Below are 18,718 nucleotides of genomic sequence, written 5' to 3'. Positions count from 1 at the left end.
CGCAGCTGAATCCCAACAAAGGCTTAACCCTGGGGAAAGGCGCGTGGCACGAAGCCGGCTAGGATCCGCCGGGGCGGCCGGCGAGCCAATTGGTCAATTGCGCGATGGTCTGGTCGGCGATCGCCTGCATCGTGGCTGGCTGGACGGCGGCCCATCCCTCGGCGCCCTTGGCCGAAGGCGCCTTCTGCTGGCCGTTGATCCGGTGGAGCCGGTTGCCGGCCGGGTCGTAGACGTCCCAGACATAGATGACGGTGGTGTCCTTGCCCTCGGTGATGGTCGAGAAATAGCCCTTGAGCACGTGCGTCGCGGTCTGGTTGGCGCTGCCGGCCAGCGTGATGCCGCTTTCCTTGGCGCGGGCCGCCAGACGCTGGGTGAGCGGCGTGGCCGCCTCGACGGAGGCGCCGACGATCGGGGCGATCTGCAGGCGCATCTTGCCGAGCACCGCAGCGGTCTGCGCCGGCGATACTGTGGGCGTCGTGCCGGCGGTTGCAGGCACGCCGGGTTGCGGCGCGGTTATTCCCGTCGCCGATGTTGCGGGAGCCGGCGAGGTGGGTGTCGCCGCGGCCTGGCCTTGGGCGGGGGGCTGGGCGCCCGGCGCGGCCTTGCCGGGCTGCAGCGTGTCGTTGGCGCTGTTGCAGGCCGACAGGATCAACGCCGCGAGCAACGACGCGGTGGTCAGGCACGATCGCCTCATCGGCAGACGGACTCCTCGGTGACGTATGAACGGCCCTGTCGCCCTTCCCGGCATCGATTCACCGCACGATCAAGTCGAGATCATGGCGCGAAAGCGGCTTCGGCTGGGATTCGGTGGTGAGGTAGGTCCGGCCCAGCGTCATCGCGGTCTCGGTTTCCGAATCCATGATGATCATGTGCGCGAACAGCGTCATATTTGGCGCGATCGGTTCGGGATTGCCCTGGTAGAACAAGGGCATATCCATCCAGGACGGCGTGAAGCGAGCTCCGACCGAATAGCCGCAGGCGTTGAGCCTGTGCCGCGTCAGGCCGTGCGCTTCCAGCGTGCGGGCATGCGCGTCGAAGACGTCGCCGAAACTGTTGCCGGGTGTCATCGCCTTTTCGACGGCGAGGAGCGCGGCGCGCGACGCGTCGAACAATTCTTGATGGCGCTTGGAGACCTTGCCAGTCAGGATCGTGCGCATCATCGGCGCGTGATAATGATGGAACACGCCGGCCCATTCGAGCGTGAGCTGGTCGTTCTTCGTGAGCTTGCGGCGCCCGGCCTTGTAGCGGCACAGCAGCGCGTCCGGCCCGGAACCGATGATGAATTCGTTGGCGGGGTAGTCGCCGCCACCTGAAAACACTGCGCCCTGCATGGCGGCCAGGATCTGCGCCTCGTCGCCACCCTGCTTGATCAGCGGCAGCGCCGCATCCAGCGCGTCGTCGGCCAGGGCGGCCGCCTTTTCGGCTTTGGCGATCTCGGCCGGGCTCTTGAACAGGCGCAGCCGCCCGACAACGCCGGAAGCGTCGGCGATCTGGCCAAAGGTCTGCAACTGCTCGTCGAGGCGGCGGCCGTTGTAAGCGGTCAGGCCATGCGTGTCGTATTCGACGCCGATGCGGGCGCCGAGCAGGTCCAGATTGTTGAGAAGGTTGCGCAGGTCGATCGCCGGGTTGGCGTCGGCGCGATCGGTCCACACCACGATGTCCTCGATGGTGGAGGTGTGCCGCGCCTGCCTGAGGTCGGCGGAGCGGGTCAGAAGCACCATCGAGCCGTCCGCCTTCACTACTAGGCACTGGAAAAAGCAGAAGCCGAACGTGTCATAGCCGGTCAGCCAGTACATGCTCTCCTGCGCGAACAGGAGCACGGCGTCGAGCTTCTTCTCGGCCATCTCGATCATCAGCCGGTCGCGGCGCGCGTCGAATTCGGAGCGTTCGAAATGCAGCGCCATCAGCCGTGGTCCTCCAAGACGATCGCCGACAGCTGACGTCCGTAGTCCGGCTCATTGCGGTGGACGGTGCGGCGATAGGAAAAGAAAAGGTCTTCTTCCGCGTAGGTGCAGCGATCGAGGCCATGCGCGGTCACACCGGCCTGGACGAGCCGATCGATCGTGTATCGGTTGAGGTCGAACAGTGCATGGCCGGCCTTGCCGGACGGCGCGAAATAGCGCGCATTGTCGGCGGACGCCTCGACGAAGCGGGCAATGAATTCGGGACCGACTTCGTAATTTCTCGGGCTGATCGACGGGCCAAGCACCGCGACGATGTTTTCGCGCCTGGCGCCCAGGCCTTCCATGGCCGCGATGGTGTTTTCGAGCACGCCGGTGAAAGCACCCTTCCAGCCGGCATGGGCGGCACCAACCACGCGGGCAGCGCCATCAGCGAACAGGACAGGCCCACAGTCGGCCGTGGTGGCGGCAATGGCGATGCCCGGGCGGTCGGTGACAATGGCGTCGACCTTCGGCCGTTCGCCTGCGAACGGCTCGCGCGCGACAACCACATCGGGCGAATGGACCTGGTAGGCGCTGAGCAGATGGTTCGGGGCCACGCCCATCCAATCGGCGACACGGCGGCGGTTCTCGCGCACCAATTCCGGATCATCCTGGGAGCCGGCGCCGATGTTGAGGCCGCGATAGATGCCACCCGATACGCCACCGACCCGCGTGAAATAGCCGTGGCGGATGCCTTGCGCCGCCGCCTTTTCGAGCATCGGTGACCGGAGCGGGTCCGGGATCATTTTGTCCAGCATGCGTGCTTTGTCTTCGCCAGGGCAGGATTCGTCAAGACGCCGCGGTCGACGGTTCGAAGCGCGGACAGTGGGGCAGGGCGGGGGACGAAGTCAATCGCGATCGGTGGCGCGATTGCCGCAAGGCTCAACGTAGCGTGGTCACCCAATATGCGAAATGATCCATCATGAAAGGGATTCGTGGTGGATCGTCCACGGCTGCCGCCAACTCCCACAAGCGGTGCGCTCCGGTGAGCACCTCGATGCGTTCGCGCCGAAGCACGCGCCCTGACAAGGCTTCGTAGTTGGTGACGATGCGCTCGGTCAGGTCGGTGGAAATGAAGTTCGAATAGACAAAATCGCGGTGCAGCGAGCCGAAGCCGGAATCGGCGAAGTCATAGACGCCGCTGAGGCGGCTGGTTTCCTGATCGAAAGCCAAATTCCAGCCATGGCCATCAAAGAAGCCGTAGGTGATCCCGCAGGGATCCGGCGGAAGGTCGGCCCACGACGCAATGATCCGCTCGGCATGGGCTTTCAATTCGCCCGACAGAAGCGGCGGCGCCCTTTCGCGGACTTCGTCGGGCTCCATCCAGGCTTCGACGGGTGTTGCACCGGCGGCCTTCATTTTCTCCATGTCGAGGCCATGCAGGTCGACGTAAAAACGCGCGAGCTGTTTTGCCAGATCATCACGCGCGGGCTCAGACAGGCGCGCATAATACGGCGTTTCCAGATAGTCACCTTTCAGCTTGGCATGATGCGAGAAGATCGGTGGTCCGTCGACCAGGCGGATATCCGGAACCGGCATGGCGATGGCAGGACGGATGACGGACAGGAGGCTGACCTCCCGCACCAGCGATTGCCTGGCGGTCTCGTGGCGTGGGAACTTGAAGATCAGCCGATCATCGACATCCACCGCGACCGAATCGAACCCGTTGGTCAGCAGGCTGAATCGAGCCTCGGCCAGATCGGGGAAGTGGGCGAGGATGGTCGCCTTCAGCGTATCGAGTTCGGTTTCCTGCATCGTTGGCGGTCTTATTCCGGTTGATCGACCTGGCTGTGGAACACCGGCAGGACGATGTCTTCATGCGCGATTGCCAGCACCTTGAACAGCTCGCCCATCGCCTGTGGGCCGGCGAGGCGTTCGACCTCGCCCGACAGGCGCTCGCGCGTGGTGTTGTCGGCATTGGCGCCGAGGCTGCCGGCGCGCTCCAGCAGACCCATGCTGAGCAGGAAGGCGCCTTGCGTGGTGAAATCGGAATGTAGGCCGGCCGCGCGTGTCGAGACGGCAAGGGCTGCGAAATCGACATGCGAGGTTAGATCGGCTTCGCCTGGGCTCTCCAGCACATCCTCGTGATCGTGGCGGCGCAGTGCTTGCAGCGTGTCGCCGACCCCTGGCTGCAGATGACCGTAGTCGAAGAACAGGCCGGCGCCGCCATGTTCGGCGATGCGCTCGGCAATCGTCTGCATCAGTGCCGAGCGGGCCGGGGCGATCTCGACAATGGCGCCGGCTGGCGCGGTGTCCGCGTCGGGCGGCAGCAGCGAAGGATCGAGCGAGGCAGCACCCGCGTAAAAGCCGAGTTCGCCATTCGCGTCGAGGCCCACCATGCGCTCGCGCCAGCCGTCGGCGGTCCGCACGAATTGCCAGATCGGAATGGCATCGAAGAGTTCGTTGCCGACGATCAACAGCGGCGTTTCGGGCAGAGACGCGACCGTCTCGTGCCATTCCACGGCATCAGATACGCCGGCCAGCGTCGCCTTCTGCACGTCGCGCAGCCGCGGGCTGGTCTCGATCAGCGCGACGGACGCTGAGCGGGCAAAATCCGCATCGAGGCGCGTCAGCGTGCGCAGCATGTCTTTCATCAAGGTGCCGCGTCCCGGCCCGATTTCGGCCAGCGTCACCGGCATCGGCGCGCCGGCGGCCTGCCAGGTCTGGTAGAGCCAGACGGCGACCAGTTCGCCGAACATCTGGCTGACCTCGGGCGCGGTGATGAAGTCGCCGCCGGCGCCGAAGGGCTCGCGCGTGGTGTAATAACCCGCTTCGGGGTCGAACAGGCAAAGCGCCATGTATTCGCTGACCGGAATAGGGCCGACCGTTCCGATCAGTTCGACAATGCGGCGCTTCAGCCGGGTCATGCCGGCTGTGTGTGCGTGACCGGCCTGGCCGTGGCCATGCACCAGATGCCGATCAGCACCATCGGCACGGACAGGACCATGCCCATGGTCAGCCAGCCGCCGAACAGATAGCCAAGCTGACGGTCCGGCTCGCGGAAGAATTCAACGAAGATGCGCGACAGGCCATAGCCGGTAACGAATGCGCCGGAGACGAAGCGGGGCGTCATCAGCTTCAATCGGGAATGGGTGAGGAAGCGCAACAGCAGAAAGAGCACGAGGCCTTCGAGCAATGCCTCGTAGATTTGGCTGGGGTGGCGCGGGAACGGCCCGCCGGTCGGGAATTCAACCGCCCACGGCACGTCGGAGAGCCGGCCCCAGAGCTCGGAATTGATGAAGTTGGCAAGCCGGCCGAGGCCGAGGCCGACAGGAACGCCGGCAGCCACCACGTCGAACAGCGACCAGACATGGATGCCGCGCGACCGCGCGAAAAAGAGCATCGCCAGGATGGTTCCGGTGATGCCGCCATGGAAGGACATGCCGCCATCCTGGAGGTAGAAAATCTCGATCGGATTGGCGAGATAACGCGGCAAATTGTAGAAAAGCACGTAGCCCAGACGCCCGCCGACGACGATGCCGACGGCGGCCCAGACAACGAAATCGTCGATGTCGATGGGCTTCATGGGCAGTCTGCCTTCAGGCCAAAGGCGGGTGTTGGTGATAAGGCGCTTCGCATACCACCAGGCAAACAGTATGCCCACGACATAGGCGACACCGTACCAGTGCACCTTCAGCGGGCCGTAGCCGAAAAACGGCCCGATCTGGAAGATGACCGGATCTATGTTCGGAAAGGACAGGGCGGCAAGCGGCAGCAGGTCGCTCAAGAAAATCTCCCATGCGGGTCGCGTTCGGGCGCGGACCATGGGGCAGGCTTTTGGCAGGGTCAAGGCGGAGCAACCTTGCATTCTGGCAAGGGGCTCATTAGGTCAAAGCAGACAACAGGGGTTTTGCCATGTCGACCGGACCGAACCGCATCCTCGATGAATTCGCCAAGCTGGTCACCGACGCGGCCGGCGCCGCGCAGGGCGTGCGCCGCGAGGTGGAAACCGCCTTCCGCGCGCAGGCGGAACGGCTCCTGAATTCCATGGAGATCGTGCAGCGCGAAGAGTTCGACGCTGTCCGCGACATGGCCGCCAAGGCGCGCGAAGAGAACGCCAAACTGGCGGCGCGGATCGAGGCACTCGAGGCCCAACTGGCGGGTTCCGCTGGCGACAAGGCCGAAAAGCCGGCTTCGACGACAAGCGCCAAGCCGCGCGCAAAAAAATAATCGTTAAATCTTTCCACAACCCGCCGCCTGAAAAAGCGCTTTGTCGTGAATCGCTTACAGGGCGCGTGTGACTCTTTGTGACTCTCGCTGTCCACATGCGAATGGCCCGTCCCAAAAAATTGGGCTGGTCACGCGACTCCCGATCAATAGACTGAATTTGCTGCATGATTCGGAACGGGTCATGCGCCGGGCGGTGGGGTCCGGTCATGGAGTGTTGCGTCGAGCAGTCCAGGCCGTCCGAGTTCTAGAAATTTGTTCGTTGTGCGTGCCTCCCCCGCGGAGCGTGCGGTGGCGCTCCCAGAACGACAGGAAGCATTCCATGGAACTCCTTGAGCTCGAATTTTCCCGCGAGATCCATCCGGTCGACGTGATCGAACAGGTGGCGCACAACAACGACTGGTCTTTCGAACGCGCCGGCGACGATGAGATTTCGATCTCCGTGACCGGAACCTGGACCGACTATCATGTCTCCTTCTCCTGGATGGAGGACTTCGAGGCGCTGCACCTGGCCTGTGCCTTCGACATCAAGGTGCCTGAAAACCGCACGCTGGAAGTGATGCGACTGTTGTCGCTGATCAACGAGCAGATGCTGTTCGGCCATTTCGACCTGTGGGAACAGGAGGGCGCGATCATGTTCCGCCAGTCGCTGTTGCTCGCCGGTGGTGTCGAGCCGTCCAGCCAGCAGGTCGAGGTGTTGTTGTCCTCTGCGCTTGAAGCCTGCGAATGCTATTTCCAGGCGTTCCAGTTTGTCGTCTGGTCCGGCACCTCGGCCAAGGACGCGCTGTCGAGCGTGCTTTTCGAAACGCACGGAAACGCCTGACCCGCCATGACTGCCAGAAGCGAGCGCAAGCCGGACATCACCTTCGCCGATTTCGACCGTGTCGACATCCGTGCCGGCACCGTTATCGAGGCGGAGCCCTTTCCGGAGGCGCGCAAGCCGGCGATCAAGCTGAAGATCGATTTCGGGCCGGAGATCGGCGTGAAGAAATCGTCGGCGCAGATCACCAAATATTATACGCCGGAGACCGTGATCGGCCGTCAGGTGTTCGCGGTGGTGAATTTCCCGCCGCGCCAGATCGGCAAATTCATGTCGGAGGTGCTGACCCTGGGCTTCCCGGACGCCGATGGCGATGTCGTGCTTGGCGCGATCGAGCGCAAGGTGCCCGACGGCGGCCGGCTCTACTAGTCATAGAAGCCGGCTCAGGCGGCGAGCTTCTCGCGCCGTCCCAAAGCATCGTTCACCGTGTCCATGAACATGTCCGCGCAGGCCTTCCAGCTGTAGCGCAAGGCGCGCTCGCGGGCTTCCGTGCGGCTGACTTCGAGGGCGCCGAGCGCGGCCTCGCGCAAATCTTCCGATACCTTGCCGCCGATGCCGTCGCCGATGATGTCGATCGGCCCCGTCACCGGATAGGCGGCAACAGGCGTGCCGCTGGCCAGCGCCTCGATGATGACGTTGCCGAACGTGTCGGTGCGGCTTGGAAACACGAAGACGTCGGCGGAGGCGTAGAGTTCGGCCAGCTCGCCGCTGGGGCGATGGCCGAGGAAATGCACGCCGGGATAGCGTGCCGAGAGCTTGGCGCGCTCTGGCCCATCACCGACGACCACCTTGCTTCCAGGCAAATCGAGATCGAGGAAGGCCGGCAGGTTCTTTTCGATGGCGACCCGGCCGACCGAGAGAAAAATAGGCCGCGGAAAGGCAAGCTCGCCGCGCTTGGTCGGCCGGAAATGCTCGATGTCGACGCCACGGGTCCAGGGCTTCAGCTTGTTGAAGCCGCGCGCGGCGAGGTCATCGGCCAGCGACTGGGTGGCGACGAGTGTGCCTTGGCCGGAATTGTGGAAGTCGCGTAGCCAGCCATAGGCCCAGCTTTCGGGCACGGGCAGGCGGGCGCTGAGATATTCCGGGAAGCGCGTGTGATAGCTGGTGGTGAAAGGCCGGCCATTTGCTCGGCAATAGCGCCGCGCCATCATGCCCAGCGGCCCCTCGGTGACGATGTGGATATGGTCGGCCTTGGTCTCGGCGATCAGTCGCGCGACATGGCGCGGTGTGGTCAGGGCCAGTCTGATGTCCGGGTAGGTCGGCAGTGGCAGGGTGCGGAAGATGTTGGGTGTCAGGAATTCGGTTTCGACGCCTTGTCCCTTCAGGGTCTCGGACAGCCGCTCCAATGTGTGGACGACACCGTTGACTTGAGGGCGCCAGGCATCGGTCACCATCAGGATGCGCATGAGGCCTCGCCGCGCTGTCGCCGGATCTTGTCCGCGCGTGATCGGCGAGGGCGGCCCAACAACGGCCATTCCTCGCGCCAGCCCGGTCGGGCGGGCAGGACGCCGGGGTCCAACCGCCAGATCGAATCATGGAAAATCGCGCGTTTCATGCGCGCTCTTGACCATGTTTTCATGACGCCGCGATGAAATGTCCTAGGACGGCACCCGGATGACAGCCCGCAAGCCGCCCTGTGGACTGTCGTCCAGGGTGATGTCGCCACCATGGCTGCGAACGATGTCGCGGGCGATGGAAAGGCCGAGGCCGGTGCCGCTGGCGTCGAGGTTGCGCGCTTCGTCCAGCCGCACGAAAGGCTTGAACACTTCCTCGCGCTTGTCGGCGGGGATGCCGGGGCCGTCGTCGTCGATCGTCACCACCAGCGAGCCACGGCTGTTGACGGCCTTGATGTCGACGATCTGGCCATAACGGAAGGCGTTGCCGGCGACATTCGACAGCAGGCGTTCGAAGGCGTTCGGGCGGACATGGACAAGGCGTGGACCGCTGATGGCCGTCGTCAACTTGCGTTTGCGCAGCGTCGCCTCGTCGCGCAACTTCTGGAAATAGGTCTCCAGATCGAAATCGCCCTGGTCTTCGGAGGCCTCGCCGCGCGCGAAGGCCAGGTAGCCTTCCAGCATCGACTGCATGTCCTGGATGTCCTGGTTGAGCGCCTCGGTGTCGGCTCGCCTGCCGCCGATAAGCGCCAATTGCAACTTGAAGCGGGTCAGCACGGTGCGCAGGTCGTGGCTGACGCCGGTCAGCATCGCCGTGCGCTGCTCCATCTGGCGTTCGATGCGTTCACGCATCTGGATGAAGGCGAAACCGGCGCGCCGTACTTCCTCGGCGCCGCGCGGGCGGAAGTCGCGTGGCATCGGTCGGCCCTTGCCGAAGCTCTCGGCGGCCTCGGTCAACGCCAGGATCGGCCGGATCTGGTTGCGCAGGAAAGGAATGGCAATCAACAGCAACACCAGCGAGGTACCGACCATCCAGATCAGGAAGACGATGGTGTTGGACGCGTAAGCCTGGCTGCGGCGGACAAAGACACGCAGCACCTTGTTTTCCAGCTGGATGCGCACTTCGATGACGTTGGAATTGCCGACCGTGTCGATCCAGAATGGCCGGTTGATCTGGCGGGTGATCTCGGCCGGCAGCACGTCGTCGAGAATGGAGAAAAAGGGTTTCGGTCCCGGCGGCGGCAGCGGGTCGGGCGGCAGGAGGTCGACCTTCAGCTGCATGCGATCCTGCGCCATGCGGATGATGTTGGCGTAGTCGGCCTCGCGCGGATAGGTCTCCATCAGGTCGATCACGGCGGCGATATCGCGCACCACCGCCTGCGACAGCAACTGCGTCATCTGCTGCCAATGCCGCTCGAGGAAGACATAGGCGATGACCGACTGCAAAAGGATCATCGGCGCGATGACGATGATGAGCGAGCGGGCATAGAGCCGCTTCGGCATATAGAAGGAGACGAGGCGCCAGAACCGGCGCCAGCCGCGCGGCAAGGCGCCTAGCACGCGACCGATAGGTCCGCCTTCCGGTTTGGGTCCCTGCAATTCCGAAGTCGCCATCCACCTACCGGTTCGCGCGAAGCTGTCGCCGGTGAACCGGTCGCCAGCATCTCATTCTATTCCACGCTCAACCGATACCCAATACCCCGCACCGTCTGCAGCCAGACGGGATTGGCGGGATCGCGCTCGATCTTGCGGCGCAGGCGGTTGATCTGGACGTCGATCGTACGCTCCCCAACCTCTGAATCGTCGCCGACCAGTTCGTGCCGGGGGATGGTCTCTCCGGCGCGGGCGGCGAAGATCGCGAGGATCTCCTGTTCGCGATCGGTCAGTTTCAGCGCCTCGCCGCCACGCTTCAACTCGCGCTTGGCGATCTGGAACGTGTAAGGGCCGAACACCAGCTGCTCGACCTTCGGCGTGGTGGCCGGGCCGCCGCGGCGCAGGATGTTGTTGATGCGCAGGATCAGCTCACGCGGATCGAATGGCTTCGGCAAATAGTCGTCGGCGCCAGCCTCCAGCCCGCTGATGCGGTTGTCGGTCTCCGACAGCGCGGTCAACATCAGGATCGGCACGTTCTTGTCGGTCCGCAGCGATCGGGTCAGGTCGACGCCGCTTTCGCCGGGCATCATGATGTCGAGGACCAGGAGGTCGAAATCGAGGCCGACAAGCTTGCGACGCGCCTCGTCGGCGTTGCCGGCGACGGTGACGCGGAAGCCATTCTCGGTGAGGTACTGCTTCAGGAGGTTGCGGATGCGCGTATCGTCATCGACCACCAGCAGATGCGGTGCATCGTCATTCGGGGCCAGCGGCCTGTCAGTCCTTTCAATGTTCTCCATGATCGTCCCCTGACAGTTTCTGGATCGGGTTTCTGGGCAGAATATCAATCTGCGCCCGCAGTTCCGGATTGACCATTGCCTTCAGGAACAATTCGACCGAGGCGCGGTTTTCGACACCGGAATCTCCCAATGCCGTACTGATGCGGCGCGACTGTGGCCGTGCCAAGGCCAGCGCCAGGGCGCGGCCCTTGGTGGTTGGATAGAGCTCCCGCTGGCGGCGGTCGCGCGGGCCGGGTAACTGCACGATGTGGTCGGTGTCGATCAGCTGTTTCAGCACGCGGGCCAGGGATTGCTTGGTGATCTTGAGCACGTCCAGCAATTCGGCGACGGTGAGGCCGGGTCTGCGGTTGACGAAGTGCAGCACGCGATGGTGCGCCCGGCCGAAGCCATAATCGGTGAGGATCTCGTCGGGATCCGAGGTGAAATCCCGATAGGCGAAGAAGAAGAGCTCGATGATGCCGAAGTCGATGCCGTCCTCGTCGCTTACCGGCGTTGTGATCGGCGTTGGTCGAGCGGTCTTGCGGTCTGCCATGATGATCCCGTACCTAGCCGAAAATTATGTCAGCATTATTGACGTATTTTCCGGACGATGGTAATTTTTGATAAGCTTTAGGGCCGATTGCGAACGAAAAGGCAAGGCGAGACCGCCTTTCCCGAACTTTTCGACAGTTTGCAAGCGAAGCCTGCCGAGGCATCGACCGGCCGCCCTCAAGCCGAAACGACAGCAAACGCAACGTGACAGCGATGCGCGGACCGTCCGCGCGCGGGAGGATTTATGGCGCCTGTTCCCTTCGACCAATTGGAAGGCTTCATCTGGATGAACGGCGAGTTCATCAAATGGGCCGATGCGAAAGTCCACGTCTTGACCCACAGCCTCCACTACGGTGGCGCCGTCTTCGAAGGCGAGCGGGCCTATGGCGGTGAAATCTTCAAGCTGACCGAGCACAGCCAGCGCCTGCACGAGTCGGCGAAAATCCTCGGCTACACCATTCCCTATTCGGTGGCCGAGATCGACGAGGCCTGCAGCACCCTTTTGAAGATGCAGGGTTTTGAGGACGCCTATGTGCGGCCGATCGCCTGGCGCGGCAGCGAGCAGACCTCCGTCGCAGCTCAAAACAACCGCATCCATTGCGCGGTCGCCATCTGGCAGTGGCCGAGCTATTTCGATGCCGAACAGAAGATGAAGGGACTGAGGCTCGACTGGGCCGACTACAGGCGACCGGATCCCAAAACGGCGCCTTCGAAGTCGAAGGCATCCGGCCTCTATATGATCTGCACCATGTCCAGGCATCTGGCCGAGGCGAGGGGCTATGCCGACGCGCTGATGCTCGATTGGCGCGGGCAGGTGGCGGAAGCGACCGGCGCCAACGTCTTCTTCGTCAAGGACGGCAAGCTGCACACGCCGACGGCCGACTGTTTCCTCGACGGCATCACCCGGCGCACGGTGATGGAACTGGCGCGCGAGCGCGGCATAGAAGTGGTCGAGCGCGCGATCTGGCCGGAGGAACTGGCGGGCTTCGAAGAATGTTTCCTGACCGGTTCGGCGGCTGAGGTGACGCCGATCAGCGAGGTCGGCGAATATCGATTCGCGGTCGGTGCGATCAGCAAAACACTTGTGCAGGCTTATGCCGATGCTGTTCGACCCAAGCGCGCGGCGGCCGCTGCATAAGAAAAAATCGTGGAATTGTGGTCAGAAAGCAGTTTTGCGCTGGTTTTTTAAGCCTGCATTTTTCTGCATTTGACTTTCAACCGATTCGCGGTCTCATGATGGCGTCTGCCGGCGGCGGCTGGCATCCAAGGAGGGACTTCAGAATGGAAACACTTCTTCCGATCATCGTCCAGGTGGTTACCGGTATCGTCGGCGGTCAGGCGGTGGGCGCGGCGCTGCAGCAAGCAGCGATGTCCCAGCTTCCGAAGCTGCTCGGTGGTGCAATCGGCGGCGTTGGCGGTGCTGCAATTCTCGGCAGCCTGCTTCACGGCGGCGCGGTTGACCCGGCTGCAGCTACGGCTGCCGCCAGCGGTCTGGGCAGCGCACTCAACCTGAACAACATCGTCGGCGGCGCCGGCGGTGGTGCGATCCTGACCGGCGTCATCGGCATGGTCATGAACGCGATGAAGAAGTAAGTCGGGACACTTATATCTTTCGGCATGGGCGGCTTCGGCCGCCCATTTCGTTTTGGGAAGCCCCCTCGGAGCCTTCCCATGTTCGGCGAGACTGGACGCGGCCGGTCGGGGTCTCTAGGTGGAAGGACAAGACGAAGGAGCCATCATGGGTCAGCTCAACGCCGGCATCGTTCCGGTCACGCCATTCCAGCAGAACTGCACGATCCTGTTCGACGGCGACAGCAAGGCGGGCGTGGTGGTCGATCCCGGCGGCGATGTCGACCGCATTCTGGCGGCAGTGCGCGACAACGGCATTTCCGTCGAGGCGATCTGGATCACACACGGCCATATCGATCATGCCGGCGGCGCGATGGATTTGAAGGATGCGCTTGGCGTCGATATCATCGGACCGCATGAAGCGGACCAGCCGCTGCTCGACAATTTGGAAAACCAGGCGCGCCGTTTCGGCGTCACCGATACGATCCGCAACTGCGTGCCGGACCGGTTCCTGGCTGAAGGCGAGACCGTATCGTTCGGCGAGCATGTCTTCGAGGTGCTGCATTGCCCGGGGCACGCGCCCGGGCATGTCGTCTTTTTCAACCGCGCGGCGAAGTTCGCCCATGTCGGCGACGTGTTGTTCCACGGTTCCGTCGGCCGCACCGATCTTCCCGGCGGAAGTCATGAAACGTTGATCCGCATGATCAAGGAAAAGCTACTGCCGCTTGGCGACGACATCGGCTTCTTGTGTGGGCACGGCCCGGGCAGCCGGTTCGGCGACGAACGCCGCTCCAACCCTTTCCTGGTCTGATCCCTTCGACTTCCCGTCAGAGCGGTATCACAAGAAAAAAAGCGCCGCCCGAAGGCGGCGCTTTTCGTTGGGCAGGGAACTTTGGTTTGGTGGCCGGTTAGTTGGCGGTGCAGAAATGCTGCTGGCCGTCATAGCCGGTAAAGGTACCGGAACGCGCGTTGAACGAGCGGTAGCGGTCCGAGCAATAGCTGTACCATTCCGGAGTCCAGGGCTCGACGCCGCCGGCGTAGGAATAATACTGCCGCACGACCGGCCGCGGTCGCACCACGTAACGGGGCTGAGGCTCGTAGTAAGGATCGTAGTCGTCGTAATAGGTCGGCTCGCGATAGCGCGGTTGCGACAGCGCGCCAGCGATGATGGCTCCGGCCGCAAGGCCCACGACACCGGCGGCGAGGGCATCACCCGAACGGTTGTGGTGACGGCGCCAGCGCCAGTCATCAGCACTTGCGGGCGAGAAGGTCGCCAGCGTCGTCGCGCCGACGGCAACGGACAGGATGGCGGCTTTGAAAAATCTGTTCATGACGGTCTCCTTCATCCCGGTTCGCCTGGTTCTTCTGGAGGCGTGGCCCGGTCTTGCAGCCAGTAATAGTGGGTCGTGGCTGAACGGAGGCTGAACAAAAGTGGCGCTTGCGCGACCCGGCCAATACGTCCCACCGCGTCGATCAGGCGGTGGGCGAACTCTATCGGTCCATGTAATTCCTGATCGCCGGCTTAGCCGACCGTCAGGTTGACCGCCTTGGGACCCTTGCCGCGCTTATCCGGCTCGGTGTCGAAAGTCACTTTCTGTCCATCTTCAAGACCAGGAAGTCCCGATGCTTGTACAGCCGAGATATGAACGAAGACATCCTTCGCCCCGTCGTCCGGCGTGATGAAGCCGAAACCCTTGGCATGATTGAAGAATTTGACAGTGCCGGTCTGCGGCATGGGAAACTCCTTTGAACCCCATCAGTCCAGTCTCCGGGCCCGCAAAGAACCCAGACGGCAAATTTGTCGTTTATTTTGGCGATATCGGCAAGAAAAACTTTTGCTGTACGGAAACCGCAGCCGCGCCGATGCTTTGACAATGAAAAAAGGCGCGACGGAAACCGTCGCGCCTCTCGAATTTGCTCGAATTCGAAAAAACTTATGCCGCGCGCAGGTTGACGGCCTTCGGACCCTTGCCCATGCGGTCGGGTTCCACGTCGAAGGTGACCTTCTGGCCATCGACGAGCGTGCGCAGACCGGAGGCCTCGACCGCCGAGATGTGAACGAACACGTCCTTGGCGCCGCCGTCCGGCGTGATGAAGCCAAAGCCTTTGGTGCTGTTGAAGAACTTTACGGTACCGGTCTGGGCCATTGGGGAAACTCCTTCACCCGTTCAATGGTGGGTTCTGCCTCGTCTCGCGCCGGTTGGCAGTTCCCGGTTCTTGCTTCGGCGTTCATGCATTCGCGCACGACAAAAACCCCCGCCGAAAAACGGGGCCGTCAGAGATTCACACTATCGGGGAAAGGGTCGTGCAAAACGTTCCAGTCTCCGGGTCGCAAATGCCCGAACACAAAATTTATCGCACGGAAATGTGATTGTTGCAAGCTGAAGCCTGAGGGAACAACACCCAGCTTTCACGCTCCCTAATACTAAGACAATACATGGTCATCTACCACAGGCGCGCAAGGATAGGCCCAGATCGAGAGGAACGGGTTTCGTCCCTCGTCGGCGACGAGCGGCCGCGTGTCGTTTCATGCCCCGTAGGGCCGCCTATTCACCACGGTTGAAGCCGGCGCTTGCGTTCCGCCAAGCCGTGTCTATTCAATCGCGCTGAATATGGCTGTCGCGTTAATCGCTGCGCACGGCCATATCGCCCGGCGTCTTGCGTCGGGAGGGGGTGATGGAGGGACGACCATGCAGTTTCTGAAGTTCTTCTTGCGGCCGCAGGGAGCGGCGCTTGCCATTGTCGCCCTGGTGCTTGCGGCCTGTACGGTGGTGGTCGACGAAGGGCCAGGACCACGCCCGCCTTTCCCGGGGCCTGGGCCACAATTCTGCACGCGCGAATATGCGCCCGTCTGCGCGCGGCGCGGCGGAGACAGGCAGACCTTTGCCAATGCCTGCATGGCACGTCGGTCCGGCTATCGCATCATTGGCGACGGCCAATGCCGAGGCGGTGGCTGGGACGATGGCGGCGATCGTCCGCAGTTCTGCACCCGCGAATATGCGCCGGTCTGTGCCCGCCGGCATGGCCAGTTGCAGACATTTCCGAACGGCTGCGAGGCGCGCGCCGCCGGCTGGCGCGTCGTCGACGATGGCCCCTGCTAGACCGTGAACACGGGTGCCGTTGTCTTTCCGGCAACGGCACCCACCTCGGTTGATGCTTGAAACCGGCTCTCGGATAGCCTAGGTCGCAACAGGCTCAGACGAACATGGCAGGTGTCCCATCAACCGGGCATTGAGAAGGCGCGAAGGCGCAAAGGGTGGGGCCGGTGGCCCGACGCAACCACCGCGCGGTGGCGATCTGGATCGCGCCGTCGGGCAGGCGTTGCAACTGCACCAGATGGGGCGGCTGCAGGAAGCCGAAAACCTCTACCGGCAGGTGCTTGGCGCCAAGGCAAACCATGCCGCGGCCGCGCATTTTCTCGGCCTGCTTCTGCATCAGACCGGTCGCAGTACCGAGGGACTTGCGCTGATTGAACAGTCGCTGCGGGCCGAGCCGAAGAATCCGGACTTCCTGAACAATTATGGCACGGTGCTGCGCGATGCCGGTCGCGGGGTTGCGGCGGCCGAGCAGTTCCGCAAGGCGGTGGCGGCAAAGCCGGACCATGGCGCGGCCCGCGACAATCTCGGCTCGACGCTTCGCCAGATCGGCCATTTCGACGCCGCGGAAGAGGTGTTCCGCGCCACGATCGGCCGTAACCCGTTCCATATGCGGGCCAGGGCCGGCCTTGCCGAGACGCAGCAGGAAGCCGGGCGACTGGACGATGCGTTGGCCACTTTCCGCGAGGCGCTGGCCATCCGGCCCAAGGATGCCGAACTCAACCACGGCTATGGCGTGGGGCTGATGGAGAAGGGGCGGCTTTCCGAAGCGGCCGAGCATTTCCGCACGGCGCTGGTGGCCGATCCGACGCAGGCGAAATCATGGCTGATGCTTTCCCAGGTCAAGCCGCAGCGTGAAAGCGACGGCGAACTGGCCGCGATGAAAGCGCAGCATGCCAAGGTACCGGCCGACAGCCTGGCGCGCATGCAGCTTTCCTTCGGCCTCGGCAAGGCGCATGACGATCTCAAGGTCTACGACAAGGCGTTCGACTATTTCGCCGAGGGCAACGCCATCCGCCGCAAGGGCATCGCCTACGACGGCGCCAGGACGCGCGCCGAATTCGAGGCGATGAAGGCGACCTTCACCAAAGCATTTTTCGAGAAGCACAAGTCGAGTGCGATCGAGGACGATGCGCCGATCTTCGTCGTCGGCATGCCGCGTTCGGGCACCACGCTGGTCGAGCAGATCATCGCCAGCCATCCGCAGGTGTTCGGCGCCGGCGAGCTCACCATCCTCAAGACCGCTGTCGGCAAGGGGTTCCCGCTCGACATGAAGGGCGGCTTCCCGGCTGGCATCGCCGATATGCCTGACAAGGCGTTTGCCGATGCCGGGCACGATTATCTCGACATGCTGCATACCCGCTATCCGGGCTTCAAACATGTCACCGACAAAATGCCAGGCAACTTCCTGCTCGTCGGCTTCCTGCACCTGATGCTGCCCAAGGCCAAGATCGTGCATTGCAGCCGCAACGCGGTGGCCACCTGCCTGTCGATCTTCAAGTCGCATTTCCGCGGCGACGGCCATCTCTATGGCTACGACCTCGCCGAGCTGGCCGATTTCCACAATCTCTACCTGGACATGATGGCGCATTGGCACGCCGTCCTGCCGGGTGTCGTGCACGACGTGCGCTATGAGGATTTCGTCGCCGACCAGGAAGGCCAGAGCCGCGCGCTGATCGACTATCTCGGCCTGCCATGGAGCGATGCCGTATTGTCGTTCCATCAGAACGAGCGACAGGTGCGCACGGCGTCGGCCGCGCAAGTGCGCCAGCCCATGTACAAGGGTTCGGTCGACCTGTGGAAACGTTATGGCGATCGGCTGAACCCGCTGATCGAGCGGCTGAAGTAGCGCCGCTCGAAGGTTGAACGGCTTAGAACAGCTTCATGATGCGCACGGTGCCAATTTGGCGGTGCGCGCAAGGCAGGCCAGCTCTCTGCCGTCTCTGCAATCGCTTTTAGCAGATTGGGCGGGCTGCGCCGGATCTCAAAAAACGAACCGCCGGATCGTCTGGGGATACGATCCGGCGGTTGGAAACCGGCCTCCGTTTTGGAAAGGCCGGCCTCTGGCTACTTGATGGGAGCGTTCATTGCCCAGTTGACACCGAAGGGGTCGCGCAGGCTGCCCCAGCGGTCGCCCCAGAACATTTCCGCAAGCGGGTTTTCGATTTCACAGCCGGCATCCACCGCGCGTTTCCACCAGCTTTCGATGTTGTCAGCCCCAAGCACGAGCTGCATCGTATAGCCTTGGGCCGCTTTGTGCGGATGGCCATGCTCCGGAAACGCATCGCTCAGCATCAGCGACGAACCGTTGATGTAGAGATGGATGTGCATGGTGCGGCCCTGTTCGTCCGGCGGATAGGAGAACACCTCCTCGGCGCCGAAGGCACGCTTGTAGAAATCGGCGGCTTTCACGGCACCGTCAACCTGGAGATAGGCGATCAGTCCGCCGAGTACTTTCGGGCGGGGATATTCGGTCTGTGCGGTCGTGTCGTTCATCTGACTTTCCTCTCGTTACAATGTGACTAGCGAACTGTTGCCTGGATTCTGAAAGGCCGGCTCGGCTGTTCATCGACAGCCTCGGGCCAGCCGATGTCCTTGCGCAATTCGATCGGCAGCGAACGAAGCACGCGCTGGGTTCGAGCGTGGGTGCGTGCCGCCGAATATCGGGTCGCGATGCGACCAATGGATGACAGGATCGACATGGTGCATTCTCCCTCTGATTGGCGGCGACATCATCGTGCCGACAACCAAGGAACGAATGGTGCGATCGCATTCCGACAGCGGCGCAAAATTTATTTCAGCCGACGGA

The 18,718-nt window shown here is 62.9% G+C and carries 23 protein-coding genes; 8 read left to right on the top strand and 15 right to left on the bottom strand.

From position 1 onward, the window contains the following. Nucleotides 1–58: 58 nt before the first annotated feature. The 6 genes from AB4136_RS30275 to lgt form a co-directional block, all read right to left on the bottom strand. Complete coding sequence (locus AB4136_RS30275) at nt 59–694, bottom strand: hypothetical protein (RefSeq protein WP_024925411.1); 636 nt, start codon at nt 692–694, stop codon at nt 59–61. 58 nt (nt 695–752) lie between these two features. Next, on the bottom strand, nt 753–1,904 hold the full coding sequence (locus AB4136_RS30270; RefSeq protein ID WP_024925410.1) for a M24 family metallopeptidase: 1,152 nt from the start codon (nt 1,902–1,904) through the stop codon (nt 753–755). Next, nucleotides 1,904–2,701, bottom strand: a complete 798-nt coding sequence (pgeF, locus tag AB4136_RS30265) for a peptidoglycan editing factor PgeF (protein ID WP_137901380.1) — start codon at nt 2,699–2,701, stop codon at nt 1,904–1,906. The genes AB4136_RS30270 and pgeF overlap by 1 nt, the downstream gene beginning before the upstream one ends. 124 nt (nt 2,702–2,825) lie before the next feature. Further along, complete coding sequence (locus tag AB4136_RS30260) at nt 2,826–3,698, bottom strand: phosphotransferase family protein (protein ID WP_024925408.1); 873 nt, start codon at nt 3,696–3,698, stop codon at nt 2,826–2,828. A gap of 11 nt (nt 3,699–3,709) precedes the next feature. After that, nucleotides 3,710–4,810, bottom strand: a complete 1,101-nt coding sequence (locus tag AB4136_RS30255) for a class I SAM-dependent methyltransferase (protein WP_137901379.1) — start codon at nt 4,808–4,810, stop codon at nt 3,710–3,712. Further along, nucleotides 4,807–5,709, bottom strand: coding sequence for a prolipoprotein diacylglyceryl transferase (gene lgt, locus AB4136_RS30250; RefSeq protein ID WP_051504762.1), 903 nt, complete (start codon nt 5,707–5,709; stop codon nt 4,807–4,809). The genes AB4136_RS30255 and lgt overlap by 4 nt, the downstream gene beginning before the upstream one ends. Before the next feature lie 89 nt (nt 5,710–5,798). Between lgt and AB4136_RS30245 the strand changes: the two genes are divergently transcribed. The 3 genes from AB4136_RS30245 to AB4136_RS30235 all read left to right on the top strand — a co-directional run bounded on the left by AB4136_RS30245 (nt 5,799) and on the right by AB4136_RS30235 (nt 7,299). Further along, nucleotides 5,799–6,113, top strand: a complete 315-nt coding sequence (locus tag AB4136_RS30245; RefSeq protein ID WP_024925405.1) for an accessory factor UbiK family protein — start codon at nt 5,799–5,801, stop codon at nt 6,111–6,113. 319 nt (nt 6,114–6,432) lie between these two features. Further along, nucleotides 6,433–6,933 carry a YbjN domain-containing protein gene (locus tag AB4136_RS30240; protein ID WP_024925404.1) on the top strand — a complete coding sequence of 167 codons (501 nt, stop codon included), beginning with the start codon at nt 6,433–6,435 and terminating at the stop codon, nt 6,931–6,933. Nucleotides 6,934–6,939: 6 nt separating this feature from the next. Then, the gene (locus AB4136_RS30235; RefSeq protein ID WP_024925403.1) at nt 6,940–7,299 is read left to right on the top strand and encodes a tRNA-binding protein; all 360 of its coding nucleotides are present in this window, start codon (nt 6,940–6,942) and stop codon (nt 7,297–7,299) included. A 14-nt stretch (nt 7,300–7,313) separates the two neighbouring features. Here the strand turns inward: AB4136_RS30235 and AB4136_RS30230 are convergent, their stop codons facing one another. The 4 genes from AB4136_RS30230 to AB4136_RS30215 all read right to left on the bottom strand — a co-directional run bounded on the left by AB4136_RS30230 (nt 7,314) and on the right by AB4136_RS30215 (nt 11,246). Further along, nucleotides 7,314–8,336 (bottom strand): glycosyltransferase family 4 protein, encoded by a 1,023-nt coding sequence (locus AB4136_RS30230; protein ID WP_024925402.1) that lies wholly within the window; start codon nt 8,334–8,336, stop codon nt 7,314–7,316. Nucleotides 8,337–8,528: 192 nt separating this feature from the next. Continuing rightward, nucleotides 8,529–9,938, bottom strand: a complete 1,410-nt coding sequence (locus AB4136_RS30225; protein ID WP_024925401.1) for an ATP-binding protein — start codon at nt 9,936–9,938, stop codon at nt 8,529–8,531. Between the two features lie 56 nt (nt 9,939–9,994). Continuing rightward, nucleotides 9,995–10,714, bottom strand: a complete 720-nt coding sequence (locus AB4136_RS30220) for a response regulator (protein ID WP_024925400.1) — start codon at nt 10,712–10,714, stop codon at nt 9,995–9,997. Beyond that, nucleotides 10,701–11,246, bottom strand: a complete 546-nt coding sequence (locus tag AB4136_RS30215) for a MarR family winged helix-turn-helix transcriptional regulator (protein ID WP_024925399.1) — start codon at nt 11,244–11,246, stop codon at nt 10,701–10,703. The genes AB4136_RS30220 and AB4136_RS30215 overlap by 14 nt, the downstream gene beginning before the upstream one ends. Before the next feature lie 243 nt (nt 11,247–11,489). On the opposite strand from AB4136_RS30215, the gene AB4136_RS30210 reads away from it, so the two are divergent. From AB4136_RS30210 to AB4136_RS30200, 3 genes are all read left to right on the top strand, one after another. Beyond that, nucleotides 11,490–12,383 carry a branched-chain amino acid aminotransferase gene (locus tag AB4136_RS30210; protein ID WP_024925398.1) on the top strand — a complete coding sequence of 298 codons (894 nt, stop codon included), beginning with the start codon at nt 11,490–11,492 and terminating at the stop codon, nt 12,381–12,383. Nucleotides 12,384–12,526: 143 nt separating this feature from the next. Next, nucleotides 12,527–12,838 (top strand): hypothetical protein, encoded by a 312-nt coding sequence (locus AB4136_RS30205; RefSeq protein WP_024925397.1) that lies wholly within the window; start codon nt 12,527–12,529, stop codon nt 12,836–12,838. 145 nt (nt 12,839–12,983) lie between these two features. Beyond that, nucleotides 12,984–13,625, top strand: a complete 642-nt coding sequence (locus tag AB4136_RS30200; RefSeq protein ID WP_024925396.1) for an MBL fold metallo-hydrolase — start codon at nt 12,984–12,986, stop codon at nt 13,623–13,625. A gap of 97 nt (nt 13,626–13,722) precedes the next feature. On the opposite strand, the gene AB4136_RS30195 is transcribed toward AB4136_RS30200, so the two are convergent. The 3 genes from AB4136_RS30195 to AB4136_RS30185 all read right to left on the bottom strand — a co-directional run bounded on the left by AB4136_RS30195 (nt 13,723) and on the right by AB4136_RS30185 (nt 14,961). Then, nucleotides 13,723–14,145 carry a BA14K family protein gene (locus AB4136_RS30195; RefSeq protein WP_024925395.1) on the bottom strand — a complete coding sequence of 141 codons (423 nt, stop codon included), beginning with the start codon at nt 14,143–14,145 and terminating at the stop codon, nt 13,723–13,725. Nucleotides 14,146–14,336: 191 nt separating this feature from the next. Further along, on the bottom strand, nt 14,337–14,549 hold the full coding sequence (locus AB4136_RS30190; RefSeq protein ID WP_024925394.1) for a cold-shock protein: 213 nt from the start codon (nt 14,547–14,549) through the stop codon (nt 14,337–14,339). 199 nt (nt 14,550–14,748) lie between these two features. Next, a complete protein-coding gene (locus AB4136_RS30185) occupies nt 14,749–14,961 on the bottom strand; it encodes a cold-shock protein (protein ID WP_024925393.1) in 213 nt (70 codons plus the stop codon). 543 nt (nt 14,962–15,504) lie between these two features. Between AB4136_RS30185 and AB4136_RS30180 the strand changes: the two genes are divergently transcribed. Both AB4136_RS30180 and AB4136_RS30175 read left to right on the top strand, forming a co-directional pair. After that, complete coding sequence (locus tag AB4136_RS30180; protein WP_024925392.1) at nt 15,505–15,915, top strand: Kazal-type serine protease inhibitor domain-containing protein; 411 nt, start codon at nt 15,505–15,507, stop codon at nt 15,913–15,915. A gap of 130 nt (nt 15,916–16,045) precedes the next feature. Continuing rightward, nucleotides 16,046–17,758 carry a sulfotransferase gene (locus AB4136_RS30175; protein WP_441932059.1) on the top strand — a complete coding sequence of 571 codons (1,713 nt, stop codon included), beginning with the start codon at nt 16,046–16,048 and terminating at the stop codon, nt 17,756–17,758. A 218-nt stretch (nt 17,759–17,976) separates the two neighbouring features. Here AB4136_RS30175 and AB4136_RS30170 read toward each other — a convergent pair whose 3' ends face one another. Both AB4136_RS30170 and AB4136_RS30165 read right to left on the bottom strand, forming a co-directional pair. Beyond that, complete coding sequence (locus AB4136_RS30170; protein ID WP_024925390.1) at nt 17,977–18,405, bottom strand: VOC family protein; 429 nt, start codon at nt 18,403–18,405, stop codon at nt 17,977–17,979. Between the two features lie 26 nt (nt 18,406–18,431). Further along, nucleotides 18,432–18,611 carry a hypothetical protein gene (locus AB4136_RS30165; RefSeq protein ID WP_024925389.1) on the bottom strand — a complete coding sequence of 60 codons (180 nt, stop codon included), beginning with the start codon at nt 18,609–18,611 and terminating at the stop codon, nt 18,432–18,434. Nucleotides 18,612–18,718 lie beyond the last annotated feature (107 nt).

Origin of the sequence: Mesorhizobium sp. 2RAF21, from assembly GCF_052115345.1 — a bacterium.
GTDB classification, from domain to species: Bacteria; Pseudomonadota; Alphaproteobacteria; order Rhizobiales; family Rhizobiaceae; genus Mesorhizobium; species Mesorhizobium terrae.
This window is presented reverse-complemented; position numbering and strand designations above follow the sequence as displayed.